Annotated in this window: 18 protein-coding genes; 5 read left to right on the top strand and 13 right to left on the bottom strand. The window is 52.2% G+C overall.

Translation table 11 applies throughout. The annotated features are described in order from the left end of the window. Nucleotides 1-60 precede the first annotated feature (60 nt). Nucleotides 61-189, bottom strand: a complete 129-nt coding sequence (locus tag G549_RS22095) for a hypothetical protein (protein ID WP_281273944.1) — start codon at nt 187-189, stop codon at nt 61-63. Between the two features lie 314 nt (nt 190-503). Then, a complete protein-coding gene (locus G549_RS0108110) occupies nt 504-1,505 on the bottom strand; it encodes a helix-turn-helix domain-containing protein (protein ID WP_027834606.1) in 1,002 nt (333 codons plus the stop codon). A 104-nt stretch (nt 1,506-1,609) separates the two neighbouring features. Here G549_RS0108110 and G549_RS0108105 point away from each other — a divergent pair, with 104 nt between their 5' ends. Further along, nucleotides 1,610-2,026, top strand: coding sequence for a hypothetical protein (locus tag G549_RS0108105; RefSeq protein WP_027834605.1), 417 nt, complete (start codon nt 1,610-1,612; stop codon nt 2,024-2,026). Nucleotides 2,027-2,096: 70 nt separating this feature from the next. Here G549_RS0108105 and G549_RS0108100 read toward each other — a convergent pair whose 3' ends face one another. From G549_RS0108100 to G549_RS0108075, 6 genes are all read right to left on the bottom strand, one after another. After that, complete coding sequence (locus tag G549_RS0108100; RefSeq protein ID WP_027834604.1) at nt 2,097-2,519, bottom strand: DUF7282 domain-containing protein; 423 nt, start codon at nt 2,517-2,519, stop codon at nt 2,097-2,099. Between the two features lie 92 nt (nt 2,520-2,611). Continuing rightward, on the bottom strand, nt 2,612-2,947 hold the full coding sequence (locus G549_RS0108095) for a DMT family transporter (protein ID WP_027834603.1): 336 nt from the start codon (nt 2,945-2,947) through the stop codon (nt 2,612-2,614). An 11-nt stretch (nt 2,948-2,958) separates the two neighbouring features. Next, the gene (locus G549_RS0108090; protein ID WP_027834602.1) at nt 2,959-3,270 is read right to left on the bottom strand and encodes a hypothetical protein; all 312 of its coding nucleotides are present in this window, start codon (nt 3,268-3,270) and stop codon (nt 2,959-2,961) included. Beyond that, nucleotides 3,270-4,568, bottom strand: coding sequence for a UDP-N-acetylmuramoyl-L-alanine--D-glutamate ligase (gene murD / locus G549_RS0108085; RefSeq protein WP_027834601.1), 1,299 nt, complete (start codon nt 4,566-4,568; stop codon nt 3,270-3,272). Before murD ends, G549_RS0108090 begins: the two co-directional genes overlap by 1 nt. Further along, nucleotides 4,558-5,883, bottom strand: a complete 1,326-nt coding sequence (locus G549_RS19545; RefSeq protein ID WP_156905514.1) for a MurL-like N-terminal domain-containing — start codon at nt 5,881-5,883, stop codon at nt 4,558-4,560. Before G549_RS19545 ends, murD begins: the two co-directional genes overlap by 11 nt. Before the next feature lie 48 nt (nt 5,884-5,931). Beyond that, nucleotides 5,932-6,825 (bottom strand): metallophosphoesterase family protein, encoded by an 894-nt coding sequence (locus G549_RS0108075; RefSeq protein WP_027834600.1) that lies wholly within the window; start codon nt 6,823-6,825, stop codon nt 5,932-5,934. A gap of 122 nt (nt 6,826-6,947) precedes the next feature. Between G549_RS0108075 and G549_RS19540 the strand changes: the two genes are divergently transcribed. Further along, nucleotides 6,948-7,418: an NUDIX domain-containing protein gene (locus G549_RS19540; RefSeq protein ID WP_051213550.1), complete on the top strand. Its 471-nt coding sequence runs from the start codon at nt 6,948-6,950 to the stop codon at nt 7,416-7,418. Here the strand turns inward: G549_RS19540 and G549_RS0108065 are convergent, their stop codons facing one another. Further along, a complete protein-coding gene (locus G549_RS0108065; protein ID WP_027834599.1) occupies nt 7,419-8,360 on the bottom strand; it encodes a glutathione S-transferase family protein in 942 nt (313 codons plus the stop codon). A gap of 383 nt (nt 8,361-8,743) precedes the next feature. On the opposite strand from G549_RS0108065, the gene G549_RS0108060 reads away from it, so the two are divergent. From G549_RS0108060 to G549_RS0108050, 3 genes are read left to right on the top strand one after another with little or no spacing between them, the layout of a single operon-like run. After that, nucleotides 8,744-9,250 (top strand): GNAT family N-acetyltransferase, encoded by a 507-nt coding sequence (locus tag G549_RS0108060; RefSeq protein WP_027834598.1) that lies wholly within the window; start codon nt 8,744-8,746, stop codon nt 9,248-9,250. Nucleotides 9,251-9,273: 23 nt separating this feature from the next. Then, nucleotides 9,274-9,903: a CoA pyrophosphatase gene (locus G549_RS19535; protein ID WP_051213548.1), complete on the top strand. Its 630-nt coding sequence runs from the start codon at nt 9,274-9,276 to the stop codon at nt 9,901-9,903. A gap of 5 nt (nt 9,904-9,908) precedes the next feature. Next, entirely contained in the window at nt 9,909-11,183 is a 1,275-nt protein-coding gene (locus G549_RS0108050; RefSeq protein ID WP_027834597.1) for a CCA tRNA nucleotidyltransferase, read from the top strand. Here G549_RS0108050 and G549_RS0108045 read toward each other — a convergent pair. The 4 genes from G549_RS0108045 to G549_RS0108030 all read right to left on the bottom strand — a co-directional run bounded on the left by G549_RS0108045 (nt 11,180) and on the right by G549_RS0108030 (nt 13,328). After that, nucleotides 11,180-11,386, bottom strand: a complete 207-nt coding sequence (locus G549_RS0108045; protein ID WP_027834596.1) for a hypothetical protein — start codon at nt 11,384-11,386, stop codon at nt 11,180-11,182. The genes G549_RS0108050 and G549_RS0108045 overlap by 4 nt on opposite strands. 87 nt (nt 11,387-11,473) lie before the next feature. Further along, nucleotides 11,474-11,680 carry a hypothetical protein gene (locus tag G549_RS0108040; RefSeq protein ID WP_027834595.1) on the bottom strand — a complete coding sequence of 69 codons (207 nt, stop codon included), beginning with the start codon at nt 11,678-11,680 and terminating at the stop codon, nt 11,474-11,476. Between the two features lie 50 nt (nt 11,681-11,730). Beyond that, nucleotides 11,731-12,981 (bottom strand): RNA polymerase sigma factor, encoded by a 1,251-nt coding sequence (locus tag G549_RS0108035; RefSeq protein WP_051213547.1) that lies wholly within the window; start codon nt 12,979-12,981, stop codon nt 11,731-11,733. After that, the gene (locus G549_RS0108030; RefSeq protein WP_027835103.1) at nt 12,978-13,328 is read right to left on the bottom strand and encodes a YciI family protein; all 351 of its coding nucleotides are present in this window, start codon (nt 13,326-13,328) and stop codon (nt 12,978-12,980) included. The genes G549_RS0108035 and G549_RS0108030 overlap by 4 nt, the downstream gene beginning before the upstream one ends. Between the last annotated feature and the right edge of the window lie 73 nt (nt 13,329-13,401).

The following is a 13,401-nucleotide window of genomic DNA, read 5'->3' as shown; positions in this document are numbered from 1 at the left end:
ATTAAAATCGCGGCTGCGAACAGTTGGGTCGCCAGCAATTTATGGTGCGGTTGCATATTCCTAATCCAAAATAGGTGTGTTGATAGCGGTATCGAAGCTAGGCTCCGCTTGTGATGTCACCTGGATATCCAACGCAAACCCTGCGGATACCAACAAAAAGGCCACTGTTGCTGCGGTTAAAGTTTTCATCTTTGCCCCCTGAACTAATTTTCAAATGTGCGCTATTGCCGACGGTTGGCTTTTGCGCGGACTTCCTGCTCGGGGTACAAAGTAAACAAGCCCCAAGAAATCATTGCTGATGTGAATGCCAAAGCAATTGCTTCCATAATTCTCACTCCCAATGCGTCGCATCATTGCGAACAATTTCAGTTTAGGAGTCGAGCATTGTTCAATCCCCAATAAACTAGATAAATATTTAGCTAACCGATTAAATGATAGGTTTTTCAGTCATTTAGCTGAAATAGAACTGAGAATGTTGGTAAAATATTGGTTTAATTCGGAGGTTAAACAGGGTTTTGCTGAAGAAGATCCCGCAAAAAGGTAGGGGAAAGTTGCACCATTTGCCTGAAGTCGCGGGCCATGTGATGGCGGTCGGCATAATTAGCGGCAAAGGCGATATCATCCATTTGTGGCGTGCCGACAAACAGCAATTGTAGCGCTTTGCGTAAACGCACAAATCGCGTCAGCCTGCCATAGCTGATGCCGTTGATGTGTAGCCGCCGCGACAATGTGCGGACGGACAGGCCTAAATGAAACGCCGTTTCGTCAATTGATGTGTGTCCACCTGATTGTTGGTCGAGAAAATGCACAAGTTGCCGGAACAGCGGATGATTGTGATGATTGAAAAGGTGGTTGAGGTGCAAGTAAGGGGTGGGCTTGTTGCGCGGCGCGTCCTTGGGCGCTGCATCTACACATCTAATAATAATGTCGCTGCTCGCATCGAAGCCAATGTCGGCGCGTGAGGTGATATTGTCGATTGAGCGGGTGCTGCCTGCCTTTACCGCTTCAAAGACTGTCACGCCCGCCGGGGAAAGCTGCTGCAATGTGTGTGCCATAACGCCTGTTAACATGGCGGCGCCAAATCGAGACAGGTTTGCCGGGCGAATGCGACTTGGGCTTAGCACCAACTCGCCCGAAGGGAGCAAATGGACGAAATCAGCAGAAGAATTTTTCGACCCAAACCGAATTTCACTTTGTGCTTGCGTTATTTGTTGCCATTTATGCACCAAATCTGCAGGTGTTTTGGCGCTGGAGAACAGCAATGAGGGCACGTCCAATCCATTTATAGCGCCCTGCTGTGCCACAAAGTCGAAAACAGCCTTGCCCCCATATTGCTCATAGAGCTGATCGAACGTGTCGAGGGGGCTCGCGGTTTTTGTCGTGAGGTCGAATTGGGTGTGGACAGCCAGAGCTCCTTTTTGGAGCCACATGTCCCAATAGGCGCTATAGGCCTCGCCCATTGGTTTGTTGACGCTTTGGTCTGAATTGTTTGCTTGCCCACCCATGGCAAAATTTTGGCACGAATATTCACAGGGTGCCAGCGTGAATTGCGCCAGAAAGAGTCAGTGCACGGCAAAGTGCACGAACCAAGATGGCTCTGGGAGGAAACATGAGCAAATTCCATTTATTCTACGCGGCACCCTTTTTGTTGTTTATGGCGGGTGCACTCAGCGTTGCGCAAGCGGATGAAACCAAACTGAGCGCTTCCGAAGTTGAAGCACTGATGTCTGGCAATTCGATTTGGGGCACTTTCCCCGATGGGGTGACGGAGTATAAACAAAACAACCATCCAGACGGCATCGCCGTGGTGGTGGTAAAAGACGATAAAATCCGCAACATCCCATGGTCAGTCAAGGATGATGGGGGTGTTGGCCAATATTGTGAGGACTGGTCGGCCGAAGGGTGGGGCGAGTTTTGCTACCACGTCACTCGGGCCAATCCAAATATGCCAACATTCATCACGCCGGATGGCAGCGCCAATCAAAACAATTGGGCCGAAGGCTATGTGGATTTGAATTTCGACTAGGCATTTGCCCGCGCACAAAAAGGCCGCCAAGTTTCATGCCTGGCGGCCCATCTAAGAATGCCGTGGCAGGTTATTTCGCTGAAATTACCGTCATCACCAAATCACCATCCATGCGAATTGGGCCATCTTCTTTGGCACCCAGCGTATATTCAAATACGCCAGTTTCTTTGCCACCTGCTTCTGAGTGGATCATCAACATCAACTTGTCGCCAGCGCTTACATCTTCAGTCAAAATGGCGGTGATGTCTTCATTCATGCCCTTTTTGATCGTCGAATAGCCAACAACTGGACCCGGCTTCATGTCGTCGCCCGTGCGGTGCACCACCAGATAGCCGTTCTCGCCAGCAACGATTTCTGCGGCGCTCACTGTGCCACCCGATACGTCTTGGTCTTCTGCCATAACGCCGATTTTTGAATGGCCGTCAGCTAGGGCGGATGTGGCGGTCAGGGCAAATGCTGCAGCGGTAGTAAAAATTGTTTTTGTAAATGACATAATGATCTCCTTTTTCCCTTATTGGACAAAGTAGATACGAGCGGCCATTCAGCATTGTTTCAAAAAACAATATTTTGTGTTTGGAGATCGACTTAGTGCGCGGCTGAATTTGAGAAGAGGTGGATCACCAAGACGCCGCCCAAAATCATCGCCATGCCGATGAGGGCTGCGATGTCGAGCGCCTGTTTGTAATAGACCCAGCCCATAAGCGACACTGCCACGACGCCGACGCCAGACCAGATGGCATAAGAAATGCCCAGCGGGATGGTTTTGAGCGAGAGGCTCAAATAATAAAAGGCCACGCCATAGCCAACCACCACGAGGATGGAGGGCAGCGTTTCAGAAAATCCATTGGCGGCTTTCAGCGCGGAGGTGGCAACTACTTCGCCGATAATCGCGATGAGGAGGTAGAAATAGCCTTGGGGCATGTGGAAATCTCTTATGTGGATTGATAGCCGAGGATGAGACAGTCGGCAGATTGAAAGGCAATGCCCTCATCAATCAAGACGTCATCCTTGAGCCATTGCAGGCGAAAATTCGGTCCGTCGGCGCGGATGGTCAGTTTCAGGTCAACGCGCTGATCGCCAGCCTCGTAAGTGATGTCATAGTCACCGACAATTCCGTTTGTCGGTCCGTTTTGCGCAAAACCCGTGCCAGCGCGAATGCCTGCGTCAACCATGCGATCATCCAGCCATTCTGCTGTGAGGGTGCCGGGCTTCTTGCCACGGCGATAAATGCCAATGCCAAACATCAGCCAAACAGCTCGTTGGCCAATTGAATGAAGTGCTCACCACGGGCGATATAATTGTCATATTGATTGAATGATGGTGCGGCGGGCGACAGGATGATCGTGTCGAACCCATCGCGGCGCTTAAAGCCTTCCATGGCGTCGGCCAGCCCCTCCGCTGCGAACACATCAATTTTGTGGTCAAGCTTATCCATTGCCGCTTGCATGCGTTCCCCGGTGGTGGGCAAGCAGCAAAGCGCGGTCACATTGCTGTCCACCACCGTGCGCGCCAATTCTTCATAATTCTGATCGCGATCATAGCCGCCAACCATCAGCGCAATTTTTTCGTCGGGATATGAAGCGATGGCGGCCATGGTGGCTTCTGGTGTTGTGGCGATGGAATCATCAACAAACAACAGGTTGCCGATCTTATGCTCCTCCAGCCGGTGTGCGGGTGGCGCAAATGTCTCAAGGCCTTTTAAAATGGCGTCTTCAGGCGCGCCCAAACCCAAGGCCAATTTGGCGGCGATGATCATATTGTCCGCATTGTGCGGGCCTTTGAGGCGCGATTTGCGCATGGTGGCATGCAGGGCCGCGACCAGCTCGGCGCTTGGGGCGGCCAGCTCATGGGCATATTTGGGCAGCGCTTCCTGCACCTTCTGGTTCACCGCCGCTTGAGCGCCCAGGGCATAAGCATAAGGCCCGTCACGGCGCAGCAGGTTCAGCTTGTCGTGAAAATATTGCGGCAGTGAGTGATTGTGCCAATGTATGTGCTCGGGGAACAGATTGGTGAAGCCCACAAAGTCCGGTTGCGCGGTCAAGTCTGCCACCTGATAGGAGGAGAGTTCCATCACGATGATGTCGTGATCATCCAAATCGAGCGGGGCGACGCCAAAATTGCCGCCCAATCGCGCATCGATTCCGGCGCATTCGAGCATGGTTTCGGTCAGTTTCACCGTTGTGCTTTTGCCCTTGGTGCCTGTCACTGCCACCAGTTTCGCGCCCTTGCGCTTAAACTTGTCCCACAAATTGATGTTGGTGGTGATCTCGACCCCATGTTTTTTTGCGGCGAGCAGTTCAGGCTTATAGATCGATACCCCGGCCGAGCGGACAATCGTTCCAATTTCGCCTTTTTCGCTTAATGCCTCAATTTCAGTTGGGGCGATAACCGTGCTGTCGGGCAGGAAAATCTCACCTTGGTCGGCGGTGACATAGACTTTGATGTCAGGGGCATATTCGGCCAAAAAATCTCGGGTGGATTTCGCTTCGATACCGGCACCATAAAGCAAAACGGCACGGTTGAAATATTGATCAGCTTGCACGGGCAATCTCGTTCAATTGATATTTTTCCGGCACATTATGCTGGTTCGCATCCTGAAGCAATTCGTCCCATGCGCTTTCCAATGTGGGCGCACCATAGAACGCGTCCAGCTCCGGCTTAAGCGTCTTCACAATCGCCGCATCCTGCCAATGGTCTTGATGGGCCAGATGCCACAGCGCGGCAGCGGCTTCCAAAATCTCACCGACACATTCCCAAGGTTTGTGACCGGTTAGGCCGGAGAGTTCGCGAAATGCGCCGAGCTTAGTGGCATCATCCAACACGTTCTTGCCAACAATGTCAGTCAGGCGTTGCGGCTCCATAAAGGGCGCGAGGATCAGCGAGACAAAATGGCACTTGGGGCAGTTGGTGCACCACCGTTTGGGGCCATCTTGGTTTTGTTTGAAATTTTCATTGCAGCTAGAAAAATGCTGATCGAATTTTTGCGTGCGGGCAAAAAGCTGTCCGATGCGCACTTCAGAGAAGGGGCGCAACAATGAAAAATAGCCGAGCTGACCGCCGCTCGCTGCCTTAAAGCTGGTTTCCATCAATTGTTCAAAATCGAGGCTTTTCGAGTGCTGATGGTTCACTTCGCGGCCATCAAATTCCACATTGCCTTCGCTTGCGGAGCGTTCGTTGGACAAAATGATTTCATTATAGCCATAGAGCGCTGCCACTAGGCTCGCCACAACGGAGTTGATTGCTGTGGAGGGGACGTGACCGTTGTAAAATCCGGGCTGGTCATTCAACTCGAATAGGGTTGGCGAGAGGTGACGCCGAACAAAGAGTGGGCTTTGTTCGATCTGGTCGGTCGAGCTGATGATTGGCCCTTTTGGGTTCACCGCGAAGGGGGTGAATGGAATGTTGGCGCGGGTCAATAAATCAACCGATACAAGGCTATCCTTACCCCCGCCGATCAGCACCAGCGATTGCTGCGGCCAATCAAGGTCGTTGGTCGGCGTGATGGCTGGCGCGAACTGATAGTCAATCTGGCCAAACCGTTTCAACTTATTGCGGGTGTAAAATTCGCCCAAGCCGTTTTCATATATGTCGCGCAACAATATCTGATCAGCTTCGCTCAGATTGAGCGTGGTCAAATCAATGGTTTTCGGGGCTTTCAGCTTATAATAGGACACGCCCAAAATTGCTGCAGCCAGATCCAGCAGGTGGGCAAAGCTGTTGCTCTGTGCGCGGGCAAGATCAAACCCGACGCCCAACTCCAAGCGCTCGGTAAACCGGTGCTCGCCGAGACGATAGTTGAATTTAGCTTCGCCAGTTTCAGCGTTGAATTCTGCAGAATCAATAATGAAGGTGTTCATAGCGGCAAGCATCACCAAAAATGTGTTAAAAGCAAGTTCGGCCGCAGGTTAGGACAGGACCAACTCGGCGCGTTTTTCGATTGTATCGCCAAATCGGTGGTAGCCATATTCCTGCATTGTGCAGGTAAAATTATCACCCTGCTTCTCAATATTATAAAGATTGTAGGACGCTGGCGGCTGCACAGCATTGGGGCCCATAGAGGCGGACGAAATGCCCACCACCGGGATTTCGCCATGCGGACCCGGCAGAGATTTAAGTTCGGATTTGTGCAAATGGCCGTGCAAAACCAGATCGGCACCATGTTTTTTCAGCACGCGCTTAAAGCGGTGGCGGTTGGTGAGGCCACGGCGCCAAATATTCATCACATCGTCGTGCGGCGGATGGTGGATCATCACAATCCGAAACAGGCCCATTTCCTTGGTCTTGACCAGCAATTTTTCAAGCAAGCGCTCTTGGCGGCGCGAAAATGTGCCGTTGGCGAAAAAGGGGGGCGTGGCAATGGCGCTGTTGCAGCCAATCAGGGCCACGTCATCCACTTGCCGCCAAAAGGGAAATGGATATTTGTCCTCGGCGCGTTCCCCTTCCATATATTCATGCCAATAATGGGTCATATAGCCCTTGCCGGAAGGCACATAAATGTCGTGATTGCCGGGGATGAACATCAGCTTGTTTGGTTTTTCAATGGATTTCAGCCATTGCTGACCCAACGCAAACTCTTGTTCCAGCGATAAATTGATCAAATCGCCAGTGACGGCCAAATGGTCGTAATGCTGGGTCTTAAGATGCGCCATTAAAGATTGCAGGGTGTCGTTTTCGATCGCATGGCCCCGATTGAGCTTCCAATTGAGATAGCCGGTGATCCGCTTATTCAACAACTGGGGCAGGGTGACTTTTTCATGGTATGGCAAATGCACATCTGAAATATGGGCAATCGTGGTCATAGAAATGGTTGGCTCCCTGCAGTTGGGCGCACTATGGCGAAAATTGCACGCCAAAAAAAGAGGCGTTTGCACAATTTTCACCCAATGATGGTTTAAGGCGACATAAGTGAGGAGCTTTGGTTATGCAGCAAAAACTCTATAGTCGCTGGCGGATGAAAATCTATTTGGCGCTTGTCGGCGTGTGGCGACGCATGACGCTTGGTGCGCGGATGATGCTCGTGGATGGGGATAAAGTGCTGCTGGTACGCCAATCATATGTGCGTGGTTGGCAGTTTCCCGGTGGGGGCGTAGAGCCCGGGGAAACAGCGTTGGAGGCCGCGATGCGCGAAACATTTGAGGAAACGGGCCTTCAAGTGACTGGCGAAGCCAGGCTGCATGGTGTTTTTCACAATAATAATGGGCTGAGCATCCGCGATCATGTGTGCCTGTTTGTTGCCGATGCGTTCGACGAGGTGCATCCTTTCAAACCAAACGCTGAGATCGTTGAAATGGACTGGTTCAAGCAAGATGAACTGCCGGACGACATGAATGATGGGGCGCGACGCCGTGTTGAAGAATATTTCACCGCCGCGCCACCATCACAAAATTGGTGATCAAAATTCGATCAGGGGGCCTTTGGGCACAATCCGATGCGGATTGATGCTGGTGTGGCTCCAATAATAGTGGGTTTTGATGTGGTCCATATCGATGGTGTCTTTCACATTGGGCACCGCGACCAATTCATGCACCAAACGGCTGATGTTTGGATAGTCGGCAATCCGCTTGATGTTGCACTTGAAGTGCCCATGATAGACCGGATCAAACCGCACCAGCGTGGTGAATAGCCGCCAATCGGCCTCAGTGAGTTGATCACCCGCGAGATATTTTTGCTTGCCCAGCTTATCCTCCAGCCATTCAAGGCTATCAAACAATTCGGTCACCGCTTCATCATAGGCTTCCTGCGTTGTGGCAAAGCCGGATTTATACACACCATTATTGACCGTGTGGTAGACGCGTTCGTTCACCTCATTGATTTCATCGTGCAGTTCTTCCGGGTAATAATCGTCGGTGTTGCCCGTGATGTCGTTGAAGGCTGAGTTGAACATGCGGATGATCTCCGCGCTCTCGTTTGATACGATGGTGTCGCGCTTTTTGTCCCACAATACGGGCACGGTCACGCGACCGGTATAGTCGCTCTTTGCCGCCACATAGACCTGCCACATGGTTTCAGCATTGTTGACCGGGTCGGCACCTTCAGGAATGGTCCAGCCATGCTCGTCTGGCATTTTGGCATCCACGACGGTCACGTCGATATGGTCAGTCAAATCTTTCAGTTTGCGAAAAATCAGCGTGCGGTGGGCCCAGGGACAGGCGAGGGAAACATATAGGTGATAGCGGCCGCTTTCGGCTTCAAAACCGCCTTCGCCGCTCGGGCCGGCGCTGCCATCTTGGGTGACCCAATTGCGGAACGCAGCGGCGCTGCGCTTAAACTTTCCGCCTGTGCTCTTTGTATCGTACCATTGGGTAGACCATTCGCCGTCGATCAATAGTCCCATTTCAAAGCCTCATTCAGTTTGTTTGTTTATCTGGACGTTAAAATAGGGGTATTATTCAATCTATAAACCCCGAAACTGTGAACAATAAGTTTTGGATGAATGGGGCAGGCTGACACTTTGTATAGGAATTGAGCAAAATGATCATATTTTGGCTTCAAAGTGCAAAGTTCCGTGCATTTTTTGTAAAAAATGTCTCGACAAAACTTTCATTTCGGTGTTTATGCGAAGATATGAGACGGAATTTGACATTTCTTTTGCTGCGACGAGAGCGACGAGTGCTTTAGAGCCCCCGTCACCTTTATGCTGCCTCTTTAAAGAAATGATCAAATACCATGACCCACATGCTTTCTGCGTCTCAACTTTCGCCGCAACTCGCTCAAAATATGCATAAGCTCGACATCCGTTCCGAGCAGCCTTCTGATGCTGACTGGGTTGAGCATTTGCATCAACTTTGTTTTGGCCCGGGCCGCTTTGCCCGCGCGGCGTTTCGCATTCGCGAGCGGTTTGGTGTTGATGATCGTTTGAGCTTTGTGGCGGAGCATGAAGGCGTGGCCGTGGCCAATGTCAAAATGTCGCCCATCAATCTTTCTGGCATGAACGGCTATTTGCTTGGCCCGTTGGTCACCGATCCGCATCGGCGGCGGTTGGGCGCGGGGCGTTTGCTCACCATGCATGTGACGCAAAAGGCGCTGGAACAAGCCAGCTGCAAATTTGTGTTGCTGGTTGGGGATCGCGCCTATTATGAGCCGTTGGGGTTCCAACCCATCTCGCCGCAAAAAATCGATTTTCCTGCGCCAGTCGACCCAATGCGGGTGTTGGCGGTTGTCAAAAGTGCTAAAGTGAAGAAAGGACTCACTGGTCCGATCTCATTTTGGAGCGGTGACAATTAGAATTCGATTGCGGAAAAGTCTTTATGCAAGACGAAACATTGTTGGCACAGATCAAGCATCGGTTGTTGGATCAACCGGATGGCAGCAAGGATATTGGCTGCCATAAGGTGGATGGTGTGCCGCCGCTTAATGCGGCGCGCGAGCCAAAACAGTCTGCTGTGTTGATTGGATTGGTGGAGCGAGGGCCGCTCAGCCATGTGCTTTATATTGAACGGTCTTCCCATCTGCGGGCGCATGCCGGGCAAATTGCCTTTCCCGGCGGCCGGGTGGAAGAGGGCGATACCGACCCGATCATGACCGCCTTGCGCGAGGCGGAAGAAGAAGTAGATCTCAATCAGGATGATGTGGACGTGCTGGGCTTTTTGCCCAACTATTTGTCGGGCACCAATTATTTGATCACGCCGGTGGTGGCCACCATTAAGCCGCGCAAGCCGTTTGTGGCCAATCCGGATGAAGTGGCCAGCTTTTTTGAAGTGCCGTTGCCGCACCTAATTCCCGCCAATCACTATTCCAAAATCCGCTTTGTGCGGGGCGATGAAGCGCAGCGGGAAACCTGGCGCATTGACTTTCAAGATCGAGCCATTTGGGGCATCACCGCTTCCATGACCCGCATGTTCCGCGATCTCGCATTGACCTCAAAGGATACTGAATGACAGATTTGAACGCCGCGCTTGAAAATATTCAGCGTGCGGCCTGGCTCAAGCGGCCAGCTGTGCGTGCAGTTTTTGAATTGCTCGACGGGGATCAGGGCCATGTGCGCGCTGTGGGCGGCATTGTGCGTAACACTATTTTGGGTGACCCTGGTGGCGATGTGGATATGGCCAGTATTTTCACGCCGGACGAGGTGATGGCGCGGGCTGAAAAGGCCGGGATCAAAGCTGTGCCCACTGGCATTGACCATGGCACGGTGACGTTAGTTGTTGAGGATGAGGCGATCGAAGTCACCACATTGCGGCAGGATGTGAAAACCGATGGCCGCCATGCGGAAGTGGCCTTTGGCACCGATTGGGAAGAAGACGCCAAGCGGCGCGACTTCACCGTGAATGCGCTCTATGTGCTGGCCGATGGCACGCTTTATGACCCGCTCAATGGCGTGCAGGATTGCCTTGACCGCAATGTGCATTTTATTGGCGATGCGGCCGCGCGGATCGAAGAAGACTATTTGCGAATTCTCAGATTTTTCCGCTTCTTTGCCTATTACGGCTCTGGTCGTCCTGAGGCCGGGGGGCTGAAGGCAGCGGCAAAACTAAAGGCCGGCGTTAAGGGCTTGTCCGCTGAACGGGTTTGGACTGAGCTTAAAAAGATCTTGAGCGCCCCCGATCCTTCGCGCGCGCTATTGTGGATGCGCACCACAGGTATATTGGCGTTGGTGCTGCCCGAGGGCGAAAAATGGGGCATGGATGCCATTCACGGGATTGTGGCGGCGGAAGAAGAGCTGGAGTGGGAAATTGACCCGCTGTTTCGCTTGATTTCCATCATCCCGCCGCAGGCGGACAAAGCCAAAGCCCTGGCGGAGCGGCTCAAATTGTCTAATAGCGAAGCGGATCGGTTGGTGAAATGGGCGATGGTGACGCCAATCGCCCCTGAAACCAGCAATAGTGCGTTGGAGCAATTTCTCTATTGGGGTGATCAAGCTGCCATATTGGATCGGCTGCGCTTGGATTTGGCTGGGTTGCGGCAAAAACTTAAGCAAGATCAAAATATGGACTTGATGGCCAAGATTGGCGCGCTGCATCAGCATATGGAAAAGGCGCTCGCCTGGACAGCGCCAGTGTTTCCGCTTGGGGGTAAAGATTTAATCGCCCTTGGTGTTGAGCCCGGTGAAGAGATGGGCAAAATCCTCAAGACGCTCGAGCAGCATTGGGTGGATGAAGGCTTTCAGCCCGGCAAGGACACGCTTTTGGCAAAGGCCAAAGCGGAACATCTCGCTTAGACCGTTTTGAGGGCGCGGACAGTTGCTTGCTTTATGATCTGCGAATTTTGGCCGTAAGTGAAGTTTGTCATGCTACCGAAAATGGAGTTGGTCATTATCTGCGTGGCCTGCAGGTCGCGCTGGATGTGTTTTGCGCGCGCTGCCCGCCACATCTGGTTCGCTTTGTAAAGCGGCACGCGGTTGCCATAGAGTTGTGCTTTCATGGTGCAAATCTACTTGAGTACAGGTCTCTATATTATGGTGAATGAAAAGTTAACGGCTAGTTTACGCGCATTCGATGAGTGCTGTGGCTAAATAGATTTTAGCACACGCAGCGCTGCTTGCTTAATAATCAGCGAATTTTGACCATAAGTGAAATTTGTCATGCTACCGAAAATGGCGCGGTTCATCGCTTCATGGACTTGAGAATCACGCAGATTGTGCTTCGCGCGGTTCTCACGCCAAATTTGGTTGGATTTATACAGCGATATGCGCGAGCCGAATGGTTTGATTTTCATACCCCGATTATCCGCCTCAAACCCTTAACAGGTGATTAAACAGTCGGTTTTTACTTATTATTTTTAAGTGAAGCGGCAAGGGCACTTTTCTTCTGAAATAAAAAGTTCTTTTCTACTTTATTTTTGCTTAATTCGATTGCCCGGTCATAGTCGATTTGAGCGGCTTTTTCTTCACCGCATCGGGACAAAATGTCGGCGCGGGCCGCGTAAAACGGCTGATAATTGCCCAATTCGGCTTCCAAAGTATTCAGCTGTTCAAGTGCTTTATTGTGCCCGCCCATATTGGCGAGGGCGACAGCCTGATTGAGCCGTACGACAGGTGATGGGTCGTAAGCGGCAAGCGCGCCATAAAGGGCAAAGATTTGCTGCCAGTCTGTTTCGGCCCAACTGGGTGCCAAACAATGCAAGGCGCTGATGGCGGCCTGCAATTGGAAGGGGCCGAATTGACCGTTGGCAAAAACATCCAGCAATTGGGCGTGCGCCGCTTCAATTTCGGTCTGATCCCAAAGGCTGCGGTCTTGCTTGTCCAGCGGCACAAAATCGCCCTCTGTGTCCAGCCGTGCGGCGCGACGGGCATGGGTGAGGCGCATGAGGCACAAAAGCCCCGCGGTTTCGGGATCGGGATCGAGGCGGTTTAATATGGCGCACAGGCGAATGGCTTCATTGGCCAAATCCTCGCGGGTGAGGCTTTGGCCCTCATAAGCCGAATAGCTTTCATTAAAAATCAAATAGATGGTGGTGAGCACACCTGCACGCCGCGCCTGCATGTCCTCATGGTTGGGGACTTCATAGGGAATATTAGCGTTTTTGATTTTTTGCTTGGCGCGGGTAATGCGTTGACCAATGGTGGTTTCGCTGGCCAGAAAGGCGCGCGCAATTTCGCGCACCGTCAGGCCGCCCAGCGTGCGCAGGGTCAGGGCCACTTGCGCGTCCACATTAAGGGCGGGGTGGCAACAGGTGAAAATGAGGCGCAGGCGTTCATCGGGGATGTCCTGTTCCCATTCAGCGGTTTCGTCTTGATCGTGCTGCAAATCGGTCAATATCTGTTGCGTTGCATCGGCATGGTGGCGGCTTTCTTTGCGCACAAGATCGATGGCGCGGCGTTTTGCGGCGACATAAAGCCAGGCGCCACCATTTTGAGGCGGGCCGCTTTCTGGCCATTGGGCAATGGCTTGCGTGATCGCATCCTGCAAGGCGTCTTGCGCCAGGGTAAAATCCTGCGTGACCTTGATCAGCGCTGACAAGATCCGACCCGAATTGGCGCGCACAATCCGGGTCAGTTCAGCTTCTATTGGGTTCACTGGTCCCAGATCATCACTGGCCGCACTTCGATGGTGCCATATTTTGCGGTGGGGATTTTGCCTGCCCATTTGATGGCTTCGTCCAAATCCTTGCACTCGAGCAGATAATAGCCGCCCAGTTGCTCCTTGGTTTCCGCAAAGGGACCATCGGTCAGGCTGGCCTTGCCGTCACGCTCGCGAATAGACGTCGCGGTGCTGGTGGGTTGCAGCGCATCGCCGGCCACCATCACGCCAGCTTTTTTCACTTCCTCAGTATAGGCATAATAGTCCGCCATCATTTTTTCCGGCCCGCCGGGATAGTTTTGTTCTGCCCCATCTGCTGAGTAAATAAGTGCCATAAACTGCATAATTTTTCCTTCCTCATCACGCGCTTGATTGCGCTTACATTATCATGTCGATTGGCGGGCCGCTATTTCGACA

This window comes from Maritalea myrionectae DSM 19524 (assembly GCF_000423365.1).
GTDB classification, from domain to species: domain Bacteria; phylum Pseudomonadota; class Alphaproteobacteria; order Rhizobiales; family Devosiaceae; genus Maritalea; species Maritalea myrionectae.
This window is presented reverse-complemented; position numbering and strand designations above follow the sequence as displayed.

Excerpts from the sequence above, each read along its gene's own strand:
- G549_RS0108065 (WP_027834599.1), bottom strand. The coding sequence starts at position 8,360 with ATGGGACTATTGATCGACGGCGAATGGTCTACCCAATGGTACGATACA.
- G549_RS19535 (WP_051213548.1), top strand. The coding sequence starts at position 9,274 with ATGCAAGACGAAACATTGTTGGCACAGATCAAGCATCGGTTGTTGGAT.
- G549_RS0108030 (WP_027835103.1), bottom strand. The coding sequence starts at position 13,328 with ATGCAGTTTATGGCACTTATTTACTCAGCAGATGGGGCAGAACAAAAC.
- G549_RS19545 (WP_156905514.1), bottom strand. The coding sequence starts at position 5,883 with ATGAACACCTTCATTATTGATTCTGCAGAATTCAACGCTGAAACTGGC.
- G549_RS0108105 (WP_027834605.1), top strand. The coding sequence starts at position 1,610 with ATGAGCAAATTCCATTTATTCTACGCGGCACCCTTTTTGTTGTTTATG.
- G549_RS0108045 (WP_027834596.1), bottom strand. The coding sequence starts at position 11,386 with ATGAAAGCACAACTCTATGGCAACCGCGTGCCGCTTTACAAAGCGAAC.
- G549_RS0108075 (WP_027834600.1), bottom strand. The coding sequence starts at position 6,825 with ATGACCACGATTGCCCATATTTCAGATGTGCATTTGCCATACCATGAA.
- G549_RS0108095 (WP_027834603.1), bottom strand. The coding sequence starts at position 2,947 with ATGCCCCAAGGCTATTTCTACCTCCTCATCGCGATTATCGGCGAAGTA.
- G549_RS19540 (WP_051213550.1), top strand. The coding sequence starts at position 6,948 with ATGCAGCAAAAACTCTATAGTCGCTGGCGGATGAAAATCTATTTGGCG.
- G549_RS0108090 (WP_027834602.1), bottom strand. The coding sequence starts at position 3,270 with ATGTTTGGCATTGGCATTTATCGCCGTGGCAAGAAGCCCGGCACCCTC.
- G549_RS0108060 (WP_027834598.1), top strand. The coding sequence starts at position 8,744 with ATGCATAAGCTCGACATCCGTTCCGAGCAGCCTTCTGATGCTGACTGG.
- G549_RS0108100 (WP_027834604.1), bottom strand. The coding sequence starts at position 2,519 with ATGTCATTTACAAAAACAATTTTTACTACCGCTGCAGCATTTGCCCTG.
- G549_RS22095 (WP_281273944.1), bottom strand. The coding sequence starts at position 189 with ATGAAAACTTTAACCGCAGCAACAGTGGCCTTTTTGTTGGTATCCGCA.
- G549_RS0108110 (WP_027834606.1), bottom strand. The coding sequence starts at position 1,505 with ATGGGTGGGCAAGCAAACAATTCAGACCAAAGCGTCAACAAACCAATG.
- G549_RS0108040 (WP_027834595.1), bottom strand. The coding sequence starts at position 11,680 with ATGAAAATCAAACCATTCGGCTCGCGCATATCGCTGTATAAATCCAAC.